Source organism: Priestia megaterium, from assembly GCF_041941685.1.
GTDB classification, from domain to species: domain Bacteria; phylum Bacillota; class Bacilli; order Bacillales; family Bacillaceae_H; genus Priestia; species Priestia megaterium_C.
In genome coordinates, this window is record NZ_CP130958.1 from 4,203,700 (window position 1) to 4,220,015 (window position 16,316).

Annotated in this window: 16 protein-coding genes, 1 pseudogene and 1 riboswitch; of the genes and pseudogenes, 2 read left to right on the forward strand and 15 right to left on the reverse strand. The window is 37.9% G+C overall.

Features of this window, described 5'->3' with window-relative positions:
- Window positions 1-13 precede the first annotated feature (13 nt).
- The 11 genes and pseudogenes from Q5794_RS22245 to Q5794_RS22295 all read right to left on the reverse strand — a co-directional run bounded on the left by Q5794_RS22245 (window position 14) and on the right by Q5794_RS22295 (window position 9,436).
- Window positions 14-985, reverse strand: coding sequence for a YpdA family putative bacillithiol disulfide reductase (locus tag Q5794_RS22245; protein WP_214984361.1), 972 nt, complete (start codon window positions 983-985; stop codon window positions 14-16).
- 124 nt (window positions 986-1,109) lie between these two features.
- Window positions 1,110-2,375: a Glu/Leu/Phe/Val dehydrogenase gene (locus tag Q5794_RS22250; protein ID WP_370506064.1), complete on the reverse strand. Its 1,266-nt coding sequence runs from the start codon at window positions 2,373-2,375 to the stop codon at window positions 1,110-1,112.
- A gap of 357 nt (window positions 2,376-2,732) precedes the next feature.
- Window positions 2,733-3,335: a genetic competence negative regulator gene (locus tag Q5794_RS22255; RefSeq protein ID WP_013084906.1), complete on the reverse strand. Its 603-nt coding sequence runs from the start codon at window positions 3,333-3,335 to the stop codon at window positions 2,733-2,735.
- Between the two features lie 127 nt (window positions 3,336-3,462).
- Window positions 3,463-4,374, reverse strand: a complete 912-nt coding sequence (locus tag Q5794_RS22260; RefSeq protein WP_268574872.1) for a MerR family transcriptional regulator — start codon at window positions 4,372-4,374, stop codon at window positions 3,463-3,465.
- 107 nt (window positions 4,375-4,481) lie between these two features.
- On the reverse strand, window positions 4,482-5,249 hold the full coding sequence (locus tag Q5794_RS22265; RefSeq protein ID WP_214984359.1) for a metallophosphoesterase: 768 nt from the start codon (window positions 5,247-5,249) through the stop codon (window positions 4,482-4,484).
- A gap of 20 nt (window positions 5,250-5,269) precedes the next feature.
- Window positions 5,270-5,644, reverse strand: a complete 375-nt coding sequence (locus Q5794_RS22270; protein ID WP_013059041.1) for a hypothetical protein — start codon at window positions 5,642-5,644, stop codon at window positions 5,270-5,272.
- A gap of 54 nt (window positions 5,645-5,698) precedes the next feature.
- Entirely contained in the window at window positions 5,699-6,154 is a 456-nt protein-coding gene (locus Q5794_RS22275) for a DUF2663 family protein (protein WP_192996122.1), read from the reverse strand.
- 88 nt (window positions 6,155-6,242) lie between these two features.
- Window positions 6,243-6,848 carry a CPBP family intramembrane glutamic endopeptidase gene (locus tag Q5794_RS22280; RefSeq protein ID WP_192996120.1) on the reverse strand — a complete coding sequence of 202 codons (606 nt, stop codon included), beginning with the start codon at window positions 6,846-6,848 and terminating at the stop codon, window positions 6,243-6,245.
- A pseudogene (locus Q5794_RS22285) lies at window positions 6,848-8,364 on the reverse strand (RecQ family ATP-dependent DNA helicase). The gene Q5794_RS22280 and the pseudogene Q5794_RS22285 overlap by 1 nt, the downstream one beginning before the upstream one ends.
- Before the next feature lie 23 nt (window positions 8,365-8,387).
- A complete protein-coding gene (locus Q5794_RS22290) occupies window positions 8,388-8,975 on the reverse strand; it encodes a helix-turn-helix domain-containing protein (RefSeq protein WP_374988439.1) in 588 nt (195 codons plus the stop codon).
- The gene (locus tag Q5794_RS22295) at window positions 8,945-9,436 is read right to left on the reverse strand and encodes a hypothetical protein (protein WP_374988440.1); all 492 of its coding nucleotides are present in this window, start codon (window positions 9,434-9,436) and stop codon (window positions 8,945-8,947) included. Before Q5794_RS22295 ends, Q5794_RS22290 begins: the two co-directional genes overlap by 31 nt.
- 257 nt (window positions 9,437-9,693) lie before the next feature.
- On the opposite strand from Q5794_RS22295, the gene Q5794_RS22300 reads away from it, so the two are divergent.
- The gene (locus tag Q5794_RS22300; RefSeq protein ID WP_013059046.1) at window positions 9,694-9,942 is read left to right on the forward strand and encodes a ferredoxin; all 249 of its coding nucleotides are present in this window, start codon (window positions 9,694-9,696) and stop codon (window positions 9,940-9,942) included.
- Window positions 9,943-10,020: 78 nt separating this feature from the next.
- Here Q5794_RS22300 and Q5794_RS22305 read toward each other — a convergent pair whose 3' ends face one another.
- Window positions 10,021-10,596 carry an ECF transporter S component gene (locus tag Q5794_RS22305; RefSeq protein WP_214984356.1) on the reverse strand — a complete coding sequence of 192 codons (576 nt, stop codon included), beginning with the start codon at window positions 10,594-10,596 and terminating at the stop codon, window positions 10,021-10,023.
- A gap of 154 nt (window positions 10,597-10,750) precedes the next feature.
- A riboswitch (FMN riboswitch) is annotated at window positions 10,751-10,893 on the reverse strand.
- Between the two features lie 299 nt (window positions 10,894-11,192).
- Between Q5794_RS22305 and serA the strand changes: the two genes are divergently transcribed.
- Window positions 11,193-12,767 carry a phosphoglycerate dehydrogenase gene (gene serA / locus Q5794_RS22310; protein WP_374988441.1) on the forward strand — a complete coding sequence of 525 codons (1,575 nt, stop codon included), beginning with the start codon at window positions 11,193-11,195 and terminating at the stop codon, window positions 12,765-12,767.
- A 32-nt stretch (window positions 12,768-12,799) separates the two neighbouring features.
- Here the strand turns inward: serA and Q5794_RS22315 are convergent, their stop codons facing one another.
- From Q5794_RS22315 to Q5794_RS22325, 3 genes are all read right to left on the reverse strand, one after another.
- On the reverse strand, window positions 12,800-13,489 hold the full coding sequence (locus Q5794_RS22315; protein ID WP_214984354.1) for a peptidoglycan DD-metalloendopeptidase family protein: 690 nt from the start codon (window positions 13,487-13,489) through the stop codon (window positions 12,800-12,802).
- Window positions 13,490-13,658: 169 nt separating this feature from the next.
- Window positions 13,659-15,431, reverse strand: coding sequence for an ATP-binding protein (locus Q5794_RS22320; RefSeq protein WP_328243920.1), 1,773 nt, complete (start codon window positions 15,429-15,431; stop codon window positions 13,659-13,661).
- Window positions 15,431-16,147 carry a response regulator transcription factor gene (locus Q5794_RS22325; protein ID WP_013059051.1) on the reverse strand — a complete coding sequence of 239 codons (717 nt, stop codon included), beginning with the start codon at window positions 16,145-16,147 and terminating at the stop codon, window positions 15,431-15,433. The genes Q5794_RS22320 and Q5794_RS22325 overlap by 1 nt, the downstream gene beginning before the upstream one ends.
- Window positions 16,148-16,316 lie beyond the last annotated feature (169 nt).

A 16,316-nucleotide genomic window follows, 5' to 3' on the forward strand; every position in this document is an offset into this window, starting at 1 on the left:
AACGCATAGAAGCCTATGCGTTGTTTTTGTTGATAATATGAGAAGCGATTGATTTTCCATGAAAACGTCCATTTTCAATAAAAATCTCATTAGCATTGTTTCCTGCAGCAATCACACCAGCGATATAAATTCCTTCCACGTTTGTTTCCATCGTCTCTTCGTTAAAAGAAGGGCGGCCTGTTTCATCATCTAATTCCACACCCATTTTTGTTAAGAACGAATGATCAGGATGATAGCCAGTCATGGCAAAAACGAAATCGTTACTAATCGTAGATTCTTTCCCTTCCTGCTCATATGTTACCGTTTCATCCGTTATCTTTGTTACATGAGCATTAAAATGCATCCCAATTGTTCCATTTCGAACCAGCGCCTCAAATTCAGGCAATATCCAAGGTTTTACGCTAGGTGAGTAATCTGAGCCACGATAAATAACCGTCACCCTTGCATCACACTTCACCAATTCCAGAGCTGCATCGACGCTAGAGTTTTTTCCGCCTATAACGACTACATCTTTATCAAAGTACGGATGCGCTTCTTTGAAATAATGAAATACCTTTGATAAGTCTTCACCAGGCACATTCATATAATTAGGATGATCGTAATAGCCCGTAGCTATAATGACATTCTCCGCTTCATATGTCTCTTTAGATGTTGTGACAATAAATTGGTTTTCCGCTTGTTTGTCTACTTGCAAGACACATTCAAACGGCTGAATTCGAACTTGCCTGCGCTTCACCACTTCTCGGTAGTAAGCAAGAGCTTGGTTGCGCACAGGCTTACGATTTTCGGTAATAAAAGGGACATCCCCAATTTCTAGTTTTTCACTCGAACTAAAAAACGTTTGGTGGGTCGGATAGTTATAAATGGCATTCACAATATTCCCTTTTTCAATTACAAGAGCATCAATACCTGTATGTTGAAGCTCAATAGCTGCTGAAAGGCCGCATGGTCCTCCGCCAACAATAATTACTTTTTCTTTCTTCATGCCTGTCACTCCTTCAGTTGTAAACGCACCTTTTTTTTATTTTAACGCAGTGTAAAACAAAAAAATCTCCTCATTAATGATAGGAGATTTTTTCTATTTACGCAATTGTTCTGCTGTTCTGTTTTTAAATCCAGCCTCTGAAACGAGAGCCTTCTGCCATTTTTCTTACGCCTATCATATAAGCAGCTAGACGCATGTCGACTTTTCGAGTTGTAGAGGTTTCGTAGATGTTATTAAATGATTTAACCATTACTTTTTCAAGCTTTTCTTCTACTTCTTCTTCCGTCCAATAATAACCTTGGTTATTTTGCACCCATTCAAAATAAGAGACTGTTACACCGCCGGCACTTGCCAAAACGTCTGGAACTAATAAAATTCCTCTCTCTGACAAAATGCGCGTTGCTTCAAGAGTTGTTGGTCCATTTGCTGCTTCTACTACAATACTCGCTTGAATGTTATGGGCGTTTTCTTCTGTAATTTGATTTTCAATCGCAGCTGGAACTAGGATGTCACAGTCAAGTTCAAGCAGCTCTTTGTTGCTGATTGTATTATTGAATAATTTCGTTACTGTACCAAAGCTATCGCGTCGATCTAATAAATAATCAATGTCTAAACCGTTAGGGTCATGCAGCGCTCCGTACGCATCGGATATCCCTACAATTTTAGCGCCAGCGTCGTGCATAAACTTAGCTAAAAAGCTTCCTGCATTTCCAAACCCTTGTACTACTACCCGTGCACCTTGTAATTCAATGCCTCGTTTTTTCGCTGCTTCACGAATACAAATAGTTACTCCTTTTGCAGTCGCTGTTTCACGGCCGTGCGAACCACCTAAGACAAGGGGCTTTCCAGTAATAAAGCCCGGTGAGTTAAATTCATCAATCCGGCTGTATTCATCCATCATCCAAGCCATAATTTGTGAATTTGTAAACACATCCGGCGCTGGAATATCCTTTGTTGGTCCAACAATTTGGCTAATCGCACGAACATATCCGCGGCTTAAACGCTCTAATTCTCCAAAAGACATATTTCGAGGATCACAAACAATTCCACCTTTTCCTCCACCGTAAGGAAGGTCAACGATTCCACATTTTAAACTCATCCATATAGATAGAGCTTTTACTTCTTTTTCAGTTACGTTTGGGTGAAAACGAATTCCGCCTTTCGTAGGACCAACTGCATCGTTATGCTGCGCTCGGTGACCTGTAAAAATCTTAACTGATCCGTCATCCATACGAACAGGAATTTTCACTGTCATCATTCGTAATGGCTCTTTTAATAGTTCATACACTTCATCAGGATAGCCTAGTTTTTCTAACGCTTTATGTATCACTGTTTGTGTAGATTTTAAAACATCATGCTTCTCTTCTTGACTATTTTTACTGTCTTGCATCTTGTCGGCTACCATCTGTAAACCTCCTAAAATGTATCGAAAATTATTCGTTTTTAATTGAATGGTGCTTCTTTCATGACATAGTATACACCCTTAGTTTTACATTGCAAAGGAAAATATCGAACTTTTAGTATTTTTTGTGCTCTTCTAAGAAAACGCTTCCATTAACTTTACAAGGTATGCTACAATGTTTTAAGTCTGCCTCTTTTCTAGTATGCTTTAATCGTCTAAAAAAAATAAAAAACACCCGGTGATAAAGAGCACTTTCAACAACTTTGTAAAAGCTGAAAGTGCAGCCACTCTTATTTTAATAAAAGTGCTTTATCCTTCACGGGTGTAATTATTTCAATTAAACAGTTAAGAAAAGACAGAGTTAATATACTCCAAAGCTCTCTTTTCTACTAACATTTTTCCATATTCATTTACGCGGTGCTTTGTAATTGTAGAGGGATTTCCATACTCCGCCAAAACCGCAATCATATTCCCAACTTCAGCCGGTGACAGCATGTGATAATCCAACAGCACGTAAAAACGTTTTTCAAATGAATAGAGCACGCTATCTGTATCGTAAAAGTTTGACATGCGTTTGGTCAGCTGAATGACATCTTCAAATGAATCAAACTCAAAAAACATGTCTTCGCTTTCATCTAGCATGACCTGCATTTCAATGAAGTCTTCGAACTCGTCTTCATCGAACTCACCGTAGCTGGTTTCTTCTTCATACTGTTTTGTCACAAATACAACCATTCCCTGTGCTTGAAGTGAAAAAACTTCTACCGAAAGAGAATTTGTAGGTTCAAAGTTCAGTTCTTGAGAAGCTTGCTCTATCATCTCACGAAAGAGCTGTTTTACTTTGAATGTATCTGTCCATAGATCTTCTTTTGTTAACCCTCTTTCTTTTAAATCATCGTAGGTCAAAAAAACTTTTAGCTTATTATAGTTTAATCGTTCAAGCCTCATTAGCGTCCCTCCCCGCTTGCACTCATAACCACATGGTTCGATAATGCAGTATATGTATTTTTTGGAAAACGGTTCGTGATGTTTACTTACGAGTTTACAGGTTTATGATGGGAAAGACAAGCTATTCTCAATCAATTTCTGCTAATTTTTTTGTTAGCCAGCTGTTCCACTCTTCTTTTGTATTTCCTAAAATAAACGGCTGGGCCTGGCCTTTTCTTTTGCTATCTAAACCATCAAACACATAACCGCCTAATCCTACTTTGAGATGCGGGAATTTCTTTATCATTTGGTTCGTCAAATTTAGTGTTTTCTCGGCATTTTCCATCATTGTGCATGACATAAATAAAAACGTTGGGTCTACTTCTTTAACAATTAACTCAACATCTTTATCTTCAATACTGCTTCCTAAATAAATAACCTCAAACCCTTTACGGCGTAAAAATAGCGTAAAGACTAGGAGTCCCACTTCATGTGTCTCGTTAGGTCCGCATACAGCAATCGCTTTAGGTAATAAGCCATTTGAAGGCAGCGAATAAAAAATCATGCTGATACGCGTTTTTAATACTTGAGTCGTATAATGCTCATGAGCACTTGTAATTTGCCCTTTTTCCCACATATCTCCAACCGTCACGAGTAGAGAACCCAAAATATCAATAACCACTTTTTCTACCGAATACAGGCTAAAAGCATGATTAATTAAATCCTGTGCTTTTCCTTCTTCAAAAGATAAAAGCATCGTTAACAGCTCATCCCTAATTTTTTGAGGGGAATCTACTTCTCCTTCTTCTTCAAACGTTCCTACTGTACTACTTTCCGTTTCTAATAACGAAACCGCTTGACTTATGGTAAAACCTCCGCTCACTTTTTCCGTGAGCCATTTTAATTTCCGCAAATCTTCCTCTGTATATAACCGATGCCCCGAATCGTTGCGGACAGGATTTAAAATTTGATAACGTCGTTCCCATGCACGCAAAGTTCCCGGCTGGATTCCGACCATATTTGAGATGGCTTTAATATTATACTTCCCTTCGTGAGCCATACGTAACCTCCAACTACTCTTCGTGAACTGTATCTATTAATTGAATTATAGGATAAGTTATCCTGTGTGTAAAATTTGTATATGCTATGTAAAGAGTTTGTTCAAGGCTATTCTTTCCTTTTTAAAGTGATATAATGCGTTTGGGCTCTAGCTTGTAAACGGAGAGGCAAAGAGGTTGTACCATATCCGTTACTGACAAAAAGAGGAATCTTTCTTTTTTCTCTCAGCCCTCCTAATTCATACATACCAAAATTAAATAAGCGTATCTGTCCCCCGTGTGTATGTCCGCTCAAAATTAAATCTACTTTTGAATCTTCATCTACATAATAGATAACATCAGGATTGTGGCTTAGAAGAATGGTAAGCTGTTCAGGTTCAATGGAAGAGACAGCTCTCTTTAGATTCATCTGACCTTCTGATAAATCATCTACCCCCGCAAAATGGCATGTAGTACCATATTTAGAAACGGCAAAGACATGCTCGTTTTTAAGGGCAATAACTCCTTCATCTTTAAGCATCTGCTTCAATTGCATTTGACTTACTTCGTAATCATTATTTCCCCACACAAAATAGACGGGTCCTAGCGTTTTAAGCTTTTGAATATTTTGACGAGCCCGCAATAAAGGGACTCCTCCTTCTAGTAAATCACCGCCTATGATCACAAAATCTACTTCGCCCGGTATTTTTTCCAACAGCTTCGACGAAACTGTTCGCTTATGTATATCCGATATAAAAAACAGGCGCAAAGGCTGCTGATTTTCAGGAAATCTTGATAAATGAATCGTTCTTTCTTCGACATATGTACGATGGGCTTCTGAAAACATAAAAATCAGCAAGCCTATGCCTAACGCTAAAACAATTAAAAGAATAACCATATATTCTCCTTCTTTTCATTTTATACCCGATGTGTTTCTGTTAAAGAAGAAAGGGCATAAATTATCGCAATTGTTAACAAACCTACTACTTGATAAAGCGCAATTGCACTTAACGATAAAATTCCTATCACACATAGACATGAAACAAGGTATTCATGCCATTTTACCTTATAGCCTTTTAGAAGCAACCGACTTTGCAGAAACACTTTACGAACTGCCGCCGATAGACAAAAAAGAGCCGTGAAAAACAAGATTATAACACTAAACACATCTAACGGATGTAAAATCATTTGAATAAGTAAATAGGTTAACGAAGCTTTTGAGCCTACAGCCGTTAAACTGCTGATATAATAACTGCATAACCACGCAGCCAGCAAGTTAAACCAATCCCTCACAAAAAAACCCCCTTCACTAAACTTCTATGTAAAAAGAGGCTTTTTCATGCGATTCTATTTGTTTTCATGATATAAATTAATTCCATAGGTTGACTGCATCCAGCGGAACGTTTCTTTTCGGTGCTCCCATGTTTCAGGCGTCGCCCATAGCTCCTTGCTTCTTTTAATAATCTCACAGCGCAAATCTTGAAAAGTCTTTTCTGCTTTCTCGCTTTTTTTCTGCAGCTGTACAGTATAAAAGTAAAGTGAGACGGTAAGCAATAGAAACATCAAATGCCCCATGTTGCCTAACAAAAATGAAAAAAATTCGCTAAACGTCGTAAAAAAACCGCTTTGAAATATGAAAAAAAAGTAGCTAATAACAGCCGTTACACTGGCTAAAAACAAAACCTTCCATTTTTTCTCTTTAGCTTTCAGCTTATTGACTGTCTCTTTTCTTTTAATAACGCTCGCTAATATATATTGAAGTGTTTCATCGCTTTCAAAGTCTATCACTTTGTTTTCCATCATTCCACCCCCTCGTATGCTAGTACAACATATGAGAGAACATAAAAGATTATGTGGGTAGCACTGAAAATAATGGCTGTTTCCTTAACCTTTACTGCATTAGTTCTTCTGGCTGTGCAGATTCCCCTTTTGATTTTCGTATCTGCAGGCCTAATAAAAAATCAATGAGAAAATGAGTAAAAATCGTGACATACAAATTTTCAGTCCACAAAAAAAGTAACCCTATTAAAAAGCTTAAAAACACAACCGAAATAAAAAGAAACCACTTTTTTAAATATCGAATGTGAACGAGTGCAAATACGATACTCGCCCAAAAGAGGCCAAACTGAACTTGTATAACCCCTCGAAATAATATTTCTTCTGAACATGCAACGATTAGGCAAATAAGGACCAGATGAGGAACAGAACGATTAGCAAATAAACGTTCATTGATCCCTCCGTCATCGTATAAATGCTCAGGTACGCATTTCATTAGAAGTATATCTCCTCCCACTACCAAGAGAGCTGTTCCTCCCCCGTACAATAAAATAGAAGACCAATCCACCTGAAAAAACTGCAAAAAGGAATTCCACGAATCGAATGTAAAAAAACCGATGCCTAAAGCAATGAAGCAGATGAGCAGCTGTGTTACATATAAATTTTTAACTAGCTCTGCATCTGTCATGGATGAAATAAGCTCTTGCTGTGATTTTGCCATTATATCTCTCCTTGACGAAGCAAACGAGCTAATTCTAATTCCCAGCCTTGAAATGTCCATTGCTCCTGCTCACCATTTGTTTTTTTATAGTTTTCTAAATCCAAGCCGCAGCAATCGCAACAATTCTCAAGCTCTGATTTTCCCGTTTCATCGAAATAGCCAAGCAGCACGTGACGACGGCATTCTTTTGTCTCAATAAACCCCTTCATTGCACGATACTTGTCATGTTTGTTTCGAAGACGTTTATTTACAGCTGCAACAATCGTTTCATGCAGCGATTCAGGAATTTTCCAGGGTTCAACATGTTCATTTTTCACTACATTTTCTCTGTACAAATAATAACGAATAAATCGCCAATGTGTTTCTTGAATACCCACTGTATAAAGAAAGTGAGACTCTACTTGTTTTAAAGGAATGGCCTGATCATGGTTTCGTAAATACGACAAGCAGTATAAGATGATATCTGAAGAAGGAAGTTCAATTTCAAGTAAAGAATGAGCAAAATCATCGTCTCCTTCAGCATAAAGCAAGATCGCAATACTGTTTCGCTGATCGCGTCCACTTCTTCCAATTTCCTGTACATATGCTTCTAGCTGCGTAGGTGTATGAAAATGAATAACAAAGCGAACATTCGATTTGTTAACCCCCATTCCAAATGCACTTGTGCAGCAAATGATATCAAGCTGATTTTCTAAAAATTGCTGTTGAACAAGCATTCTTTCATTCGGTTCCATTCCCCCATGGTAATACTGCACTCGCTGTATCCCATTTTCCTTTAGAAGCTGTGTTAATGCTTCTGTCCAAGATCGGCTGGAACAATAGATAATTCCCGGACCTTGCAGTTCACTAACGTACATCAGTAACTTCTCTTTTTTTCTTCAATACTTGCAACAAAATCAACTTTCATCGCAATATTACTTCGATTCATGGAATAGATGTGCTCGTTGACAGCAGGCAGCGATAAATAGCGCTTAATATCTTCTACTACTTCCCTAGTCGCAGTTCCCGTTAGTGCCAGACATAGCGGACTGCCAAGTTCCTTCCATATATCTCCTAGCTGTAGATAATCTAAACGAAAATCATGTCCCCACTGAGAAATACAGTGCGCCTCGTCCACAACGAAAAGGCCTACCTTTGCCTGCTTTAATGCTTCTACTACAACAGCATTTTGCAAAATTTCAGGAGATGCATAAATAAAACGATAAAAAGCTAAATTTTTTAGCGCTCGTTGTTTTTCTTCTTGTTGTAGGAAACTATTTAAGGCAATAACTCGTTTTTCTCCGCTTGCTTTTAGTTGTTGAACTTGATCTTCCATCAGTGAAATTAAAGGAGATACAATCAGCACCGGTCGGTTCAACAAATAAGCTGGGAGCTGATAGCACAGTGATTTTCCTGTTCCTGTAGGAAGAACCGCTAACACATTATGACCTGTTAAAATATCTTGAATAATCTCTTTTTGCCCTAGTCGAAATTGGCTATAGCCAAATTGTTTCTGTAGGAGTTGTTCTATCTTCACATCAAACACCACTTTTTTTAGTATCAGGTAAAATGTTTTGCTAATACGAGACGAATCTGAAAATAGGTAACGTCGTCTTTTACTTCTTCTTTTATCACCTTTAATTTATTCGTACGCAAACCTTCAAAAGCTGAGATAATTTCTTCCTGCTGCTTAGGCGATACGTATGCATCGATTGAAAAAGCTGGAACAAACAGAGCTAATTCTGCAATATGATCTTCAATTGTACTTTCTTTTAAACGCCTTATATAAGCAATTTCTTCAAGCGTCTTGCCTTTTTGAAGCCAGCTATACGTTTTTAGCGTCGAGCTTGTCAAAGGCAATTCTAAATATAGATCACGTAAAAAAGAAGAAAGTACATGAAAGCTTTCATTATTTTTACTCACTTTTTCAATGATATGGTGAATAACCCCTAAAAGTTGAATATGAACATAATGCTCATCGAGTTCATATTGATATGCTAACTGATTTTTTGTAAAGCCTACTCTTTGGTATCCAGTCAGTTGCAAAACAAAAAGAGACGCATCCCGTTCCCTACAACCTTTCAAGCACGTTCGGAGCTCTTCGAATAGCTCGGTAGCTAACTCTTGACGCGTTTGCTTTTGAGACATAATATACGTTTTGACCCATTGAATGACCTCAGGATTTTTGGAAATGGGTAAAAACCCTTTTGAAAATACTGTAGGTTTGATAAGGTCTGAATGAACAAAGTGATTCTTGCTAAAAATAATTGAGTACTGCTTGCGAATTTCCATCCGTCTAAAGCTGGATGAAAGGGTCGAGCCGTCAGTTCATCTTCAAGGCGTGCTTGTCCCTTATCTGTCATCACATACTTTTGATTTTCAGTTTCTTCAATATACTGCTGTTCTTTTAAATATGCAACGCAGGTTTCAAAAGACCGTTTATCTAAGTAAACAAATGACTGAAAAAGAAACGAAATTCCAAAAATTTTTCCGTCTTGAATCGTTTGAGCTGACTTTTTACCTGTTAATAAATGATAAATACCATAGGCGGTTCGCTCACCTTTTAACTGTTTTATACAAAATAAAATGCTAACTTGAATATAATTCAAAAGTGTCAACTTCCTTTCTCATTCATTGTACCAAAAGTGACCAATAGCATGTGAGATAAAGGCTTTTTAGCTCTTTCCTTTATGTATCAAAACGTTTGGGTAAGTGAAGAAACCTTGATTTGATAAGCATTCTCAGTGACTTTTCTATTGAAAAGTTTTATAAATCATTTTACAATGAATAAGGAGAAATTTCACTCTTGATTCGCGAAGAGATTATATAATGAGAAATTTTCGAACACTTTACAGGAGGTCTTGTTATGCCAAAATATACAATTGTTGATAAAGATACTTGCATCGCATGCGGCGCTTGCGGAGCAGCAGCACCAGACATTTATGATTATGATGATGAAGGTATTGCATTCGTAACATTAGATGATAACCAAGGTGTAGTAGAAATTCCAGAAGATCTAGAAGATGATATGATGGATGCAATGGAAGGCTGCCCTACGGATTCAATTCGCGTAGCGGATGAAAAATTCGAAGGCGATGCTAATAAATTCGAATAAGTATTTAACAAACCTGTAGTGTACATGCTGCAGGTTTTTTTATATATAAAAATCGCTCTCCCTGGGAGAGCGATTGAATCAAACAGCAATGCGACGCGTGATCCATTGCTTCATTTTTGAAAATAATAAGACAAAGATAACCCCTGTTGCTGCTCCTTTTATTAAGTTAAACGGCAAAATACCTGCAACGATATATTGACGTGCTTGTTCACTAGACATTTCTGGCGATTGTAAGAAGATTGTATACGCTGGTAAGAAAACATAATAATTTAAGACAGCCATGAGTACCGTCATTACAACCGTACCCGTAACCAAACCTATCGTTACGCCTTTAGCCGTTTTAAATCGGTTGAACATGTATGATACAGGAAGAACGAACAGTAAACCAGCCACAAAGTTCGCCACTTGACCAACTGGAACCCCTGTAGCACTTCCTTGAATTAAATAATTCAATAAATTTTTTATTCCTTCTACTATAACAGCAGCCATCGGTCCAAATACAAGTGCTGCTATGAGTGCAGGAATTTCGCTAAAATCAATTGTTAAAAACGGAGGTAATCCAGGAATTGGAAAATTAATCATCATTAAAATATAAGCAATACTACTTAACATTCCTAGTACAACCAGCTTTTGAGTTTTCTTACTTTGTTGCATCTTGCCTCTCTCCTTCTTTGTGATCCACTCTTCAAAGAAGAAAGGTTCAACTTTATATCCCCACGCAAAAACCTCCCAACAAATGATTCGTTGAGAGGAGACATGGCGGGCATATTTAATAAACGTTCATCACATTAGGTTTTGAACGCTGAACCTCCACCTTCTCCCATCCAGACTGTACTGTCGGCTTTGGAATTTCACCAAATCTGCTCGTATGTATTACATATAAGCTCGCGGGCTCAAAACAATTTGTTTTTTACCGCCGGTCGGGAATTTCACCCTGCCCCGAAGATAGACCAATATTTAATTATGAATTTATTATATGTTATCTCGAATTAAAAGTAAATAAAGAAGTTTTTTAATTCCTATTAAATTGATGTTTTTTATAAACTTCATTCTTGTTTTTATATGTAAAATAAGGAAATAAGTGCATAACCAACAGCATTATGACATATTTATAGTTTCAATTTTACGTTTATAATTGTGTATTTGATAACTAATCGTAAAGTTTAAAAAATATAATTGACAGAATTTTTTTAACATGGTAAATTATCAAATATTTGATGATAGTAAAATCCAAGGGAGATGTTCACGTCATGTATAATGTGTTAGTAGCTGATTCAATTAGCAATGAAGGTCTTGCTCCACTACTTGAAGCTCCTCATGTGACTCTTACGCGAAAAAAAGTTGAAGAAGTTGAGAATAATTTGCATACGTACGATGCGCTTTTAGTACGGAGTGCTACGACGGTTACAGAGGATTTACTGGCAAAAATGCCCAATTTAAAAATTGTTGCTCGCGCTGGAGTAGGTGTCGATAATATTGATATTGAAGCCTCAACCAAACGAGGGGTTGTCGTTATTAACGCGCCGAACGGAAATACCATTTCAACGGCGGAACATACATTTGCTATGATGGCTAGCTTGTTTCGGCATATCCCCCAAGGAAATGCTTCAGTTAAAGCGCGCGAATGGAACCGCTCAGCATTTGTTGGAACAGAGCTTAATCGCAAACACCTGGGCATTATCGGATTTGGACGAATTGGCTCAGAGCTTGCCAAACGCGCAAAAGCCTTCAATATGAGCGTTCACGTTTACGATCCTTTTTTAACCTCTTCCCGAGCTGAAAAGCTAGGCGTAGAACTATTATCCCTGGATGAATTACTAGCAGCAGCGGATGTAATTACCGTACACACTCCGCTTACGAAAGAAACAAAGGGATTGCTCAATCATGACACATTAGCCAAAACAAAGAAGGGTGTGTTTTTATTAAACTGCGCACGCGGCGGGATCATTGATGAAAAAGCCTTAGTTCATTATTTAGAAATTGGCCATGTTCAAGGTGCAGCTATTGACGTATTTGAAGTTGAGCCGCCGATTGATAACCCTTTGTTACATTTTGATCAAGTTATTACAACTCCCCATTTAGGAGCTTCTACAAAAGAAGCCCAGCTTAACGTTGCTGAAGACGTGGCACATGACGTTCTGCGTTTTCTAGAAGGCAATCCTGTAAGCTCATCCATTAATTTGCCAACGCTTTCTAAAGAAGTTTTTGAAAAAATTCAGCCGTTTACAAGCCTTACTAAACAAATGGGAGCCATTTTATCTCAATGCATGCGAGAACCTGTTCAGCATATCTCTATCTCCTACGGAGGTACAGTGACGGATTTGGAAACCACTTATATTACACGGAGCTTGTTATCAGGCTTTTTAACTCATCGTATCGACTCACCTGTTAACGAAGTCAATGCTTCTATGATTGCCAAAGAACGAGGAATTACATTTGGCGAAAAAACATCGGAAGATACGCAAGGATATTCTAATATGATTGACGTTACCGTAACAGGCGAACAGCGTACATTTACCATTACGGGCACCTATATAGCAGGCTATGGACCTCGAATTGTTAATATTGATTCGTTTGATATTGATTTTTATCCGGAAGGGCATCTTCTTTATATCCGTCACAGTGATCAGCCCGGAGTGATTGGAAATGTAGGGAAAGTACTTGGAGATTTACGTATTAACATTGCTACCATGCAAGTGGGCCGTAAGCAAAAAGGCGGAGAAGCCATTATGATGCTTACGTTTGATAAACTTTTAGATGATTCTGTCATCGCTTCGTTAAAACAAACAAGCGAAATTGTGACCATACAGCGTATTGAATTGTGACATTTAAAAAAAGAGCCTGAGCGGCTCTTTTTTTATGGACTTATCTTTAACACTTGTCCTGCATTTAACATCGTATTTTCTAAATGATTCCACTTTCTTAGCTGATCAATATCTACTTCATATTTGACTGCGAGCTCAGATAATGTATCTCCTTGATGGATAAGAATACAGTTATCAGAAGTCTGATGTAACTGCTGAAAAACCGTGGCAGCTAAATCGCTTTTTACGTATGCCGATAGTTTTTGCTTGTCCAATTTGGCAAGTGGGTTTACTGCATTGGTTTTATCCGGATTCCAACTTCCTTGATGAACTTCAAAATGCAAATGTGCACCTGAAGATCGCCCTGTATTGCCAACTCGTCCAATGTTTTGACCTGCGGCTACACGATTTCCTTCTGCAACAAAACGTTCCTCTAGATGAGCATAGACCGTTTCGTATCCATTCGTTTGTTTGATAAAAACAACCTGTCCGTATGTATTTGAATAGTAAGAGCGGCTCACCACTCCTTTTGCAACAGCATACACCTGTGTACCAACAGGTGCTGCTATATCAATTCCAAAGTGTTTAGCGTGACGAGAACCAAATATATCAGTTAAGACTCCTTCAACCGGCCACTCCCACTGCTTCTCTTCTGCTTTTACCATTTGCCCGCCCCAAAATAAAAGACCTATACACAATCCCATTACTAATACAACCAATATTCTTCTTAACACGTCAATCATGAAGAAAGAACCTCCTATGTAGATCATTGCACACAAAACATACTATATGCCAATTCCTTCTCTTTTAGACTTGTTTATAGAAAAAATAAAGAGATGTGATTCTCCACTGAATCACATCTCTTTGCTATTCTTATTATTTCAGCCGAACAAACTGTTATTTAGCATGTGTTTACTTTGGCAGTTTAATAAAGAAAGTTGTTCCTTCATTTAATTCACTTTCAACCGCAATGATCCCTTGATGTGCCTCCACAATATTTTTGGCGATTGCAAGCCCAAGACCAGTTCCTGACTTCCCTCTCGTTCTGGCTTTATCCGCTTTATAAAATCGTTCAAATACAAATGGAAGATCTTCTTTTGGAATGCCTGCTCCTGTATCTTGAACAGAAAGATGGATTTCGGATTGACTTTTATCAAGATGCAGCTTTACTTCTCCGTAGTCATCCGTATGACGAATGGCATTATCAATTAAGTTTGTCAGCACTTGTTCCATACGGTCTGAATCAATCATCGCTTCAAATTCATCTTCTATTTTTCCATTAAGAGACAGTTTAATATGTTTTTCTTTAGCTAACCCTTGAAACTTACGCAAAACACGTTCTGTAAATTCAACCATTGCTACAGATTCTAAGTGAAGCTGCACATGTCCCGCTTCCATTCGCGCCAAATCTAAAAGTTCATTTACAAGCCGGCCCATACGGAGTGATTCATCATAAATCACCTGTGCAATTTCTTTCTTTTCTTCATCCGTACTTGCAATATCGTCAATAATAGCTTCACTATAACCTTGAAGCATAGAAATAGGTGTACGCAATTCATGAGACACGTTTGCAATAAAATCTTTTCTCGATTTATCAAGTTTACGCTCTTCAGACATATCCCGTAGTACAGCTACAGCACCGCGAATTTTCGTTTGATTATAGAGCGGTGACATTAAAATGACCCACGTTTTCCCTTGAATTTTCAATTCTGCACTTCGCTCCGTTTCAGTCTCTACTACCGTTTGAAACAAATGGACGACGCTTGCTGGAAGCTCAGGGACCTGCTGATTGTTGACATCCTGCTCGTAATACCAAGTCTGAAGAAAATGCTCCGCTGGGGGATTGGTAATTAAAATGGATCCGTCTCTACTAAACGTAATAACACCGTCTGCCATACTGCTTAAAATACTTGAAAGCTGCTCTTTTTCCTGATTGAGCGCATTGAGGTTAAACTTTAACTGCCTGCCCATTTGATTAAAAGCAATCGCTAACTCTCCAATTTCATCGTGAGTTAAAATAGGTACTTTTGTATCAAAGTTGCCTTTTGTTACTTCAAATGCCGCCTGCCTCATTTTTCTAAGAGGCGCTGTAATTCGAGTGGATAAGAAAAAAGCAAAGATAGTAGTTAAAATAATAGCAATACCTGCAGCCAATAAAATGAACTTAGTCGTATATTGAGCGGGTTCTTCAATTTCAGAAAGAGATTGATACAAATAAACGCCGCCTGTCGGTTTGTTATCTTTCATTAAAGGTACGCCGACAACAAACATTAAAGGCTCATCACTCGTGTCTTTCTTTGTAGTCATGTACATTTTTTCTCGTATTACTTTACCTTTTTCAACCACTTGATTTAGCTGATCGTTTTGTTTAACAATGGCCGAAATAGCTTTCTTATTTTCTTCATCAGGATGTGTGGAATGCCAATAAAAATCTTTGTCTTGAACAATAACTACACTTGCTTGGTCTGCAAGTTCACGAGCAATGGATAGTCCTAGTTTTTCATCGTCCGTTTCCTGCACAATGGTAGAGATTTTAGCAGCCGTTTTAGTTAAACGGTTTTCTGCATCTACAACATGATAATTTTCAAAAAACTGAAGCAGTAAAATAGTCAAAATAAATAAAACAAGCGTGACGAGTAATAGGATAGTAAACCATAGTTTACCAACTACACTTCTCCAAAACATCAGTTATTTTCAACCTCAAATTTATACCCTACTCCCCATACGGTTACAATCATTTTCGCCGCTTGTGACGATACACGATTTAACTTTTCACGCAAACGCTTGACGTGCGTATCTACCGTACGAAGATCTCCAAAGAAATCATAATGCCATACTTCACGCAGAAGCTGCTCTCTGTCATATACTTTATCTGGCGTTTTTGCAAGGTAGCATAATAATTCATATTCTTTTGGAGTTAAGTTAACTTCTTTTCCGTCTGCTGTAACGCGATGTGCATCATTATCAATCGTTAAGTGATCAAAGACAATAAGATTTTTCACGCTCGTTTCTGGTTGAATAAACGTTGCCTGAGAAGAACGTCGAAGCAGTGCTTTTACGCGAAGAACCACTTCTCTTGGGCTAAACGGCTTAACGATATAATCATCTGTACCTACTTCAAACCCTTGGACTCTGTTTACTTCTTCCCCTTTAGCTGTAAGCATGATAATAGGAGTTGCTTTTTTCTCCCGAATTTGTTTACAAACCTCAATACCGTCTATGCCGGGCATCATTAAATCTAATACAATCAAATCATAATCTATGTGTAACGCTTTTTCGATTGCTTCATGCCCATCGGCTGCTTCTTCAATGATGTATCCTTCTTTTTCTAAGTACATTTTTAACAATCGTCTAATGCGATCTTCATCGTCTACTAGCAGTAATCTTTGTTCGTTTTGCATGTGTTTTCAACCTCCTAGTCTTAGTGTACAAAAAAAAACCGGCGAGTTCTACTTATGATACCCAAACAATGTGACAATTCGTGAACACCTTTACGAAAAACAGCTTTTTTCACCAAAAAGAGGTTGAGACGCAACGAAATCCATCTAACCTACAGACGAACAAATAAAA

Excerpts from the sequence above, each read along its gene's own strand:
- Q5794_RS22245 (WP_214984361.1), bottom strand. The coding sequence starts at position 985 with ATGAAGAAAGAAAAAGTAATTATTGTTGGCGGAGGACCATGCGGCCTT.
- Q5794_RS22250 (WP_370506064.1), bottom strand. The coding sequence starts at position 2,375 with ATGCAAGACAGTAAAAATAGTCAAGAAGAGAAGCATGATGTTTTAAAA.
- Q5794_RS22255 (WP_013084906.1), bottom strand. The coding sequence starts at position 3,335 with ATGAGGCTTGAACGATTAAACTATAATAAGCTAAAAGTTTTTTTGACC.
- Q5794_RS22260 (WP_268574872.1), bottom strand. The coding sequence starts at position 4,374 with ATGGCTCACGAAGGGAAGTATAATATTAAAGCCATCTCAAATATGGTC.
- Q5794_RS22265 (WP_214984359.1), bottom strand. The coding sequence starts at position 5,249 with ATGGTTATTCTTTTAATTGTTTTAGCGTTAGGCATAGGCTTGCTGATT.
- Q5794_RS22275 (WP_192996122.1), bottom strand. The coding sequence starts at position 6,154 with ATGATGGAAAACAAAGTGATAGACTTTGAAAGCGATGAAACACTTCAA.
- Q5794_RS22280 (WP_192996120.1), bottom strand. The coding sequence starts at position 6,848 with ATGGCAAAATCACAGCAAGAGCTTATTTCATCCATGACAGATGCAGAG.
- Q5794_RS22290 (WP_374988439.1), bottom strand. The coding sequence starts at position 8,975 with ATGTCTCAAAAGCAAACGCGTCAAGAGTTAGCTACCGAGCTATTCGAA.
- Q5794_RS22300 (WP_013059046.1), top strand. The coding sequence starts at position 9,694 with ATGCCAAAATATACAATTGTTGATAAAGATACTTGCATCGCATGCGGC.
- Q5794_RS22305 (WP_214984356.1), bottom strand. The coding sequence starts at position 10,596 with ATGCAACAAAGTAAGAAAACTCAAAAGCTGGTTGTACTAGGAATGTTA.
- serA (WP_374988441.1), top strand. The coding sequence starts at position 11,193 with ATGTATAATGTGTTAGTAGCTGATTCAATTAGCAATGAAGGTCTTGCT.
- Q5794_RS22315 (WP_214984354.1), bottom strand. The coding sequence starts at position 13,489 with ATGATTGACGTGTTAAGAAGAATATTGGTTGTATTAGTAATGGGATTG.
- Q5794_RS22320 (WP_328243920.1), bottom strand. The coding sequence starts at position 15,431 with ATGTTTTGGAGAAGTGTAGTTGGTAAACTATGGTTTACTATCCTATTA.
- Q5794_RS22325 (WP_013059051.1), bottom strand. The coding sequence starts at position 16,147 with ATGCAAAACGAACAAAGATTACTGCTAGTAGACGATGAAGATCGCATT.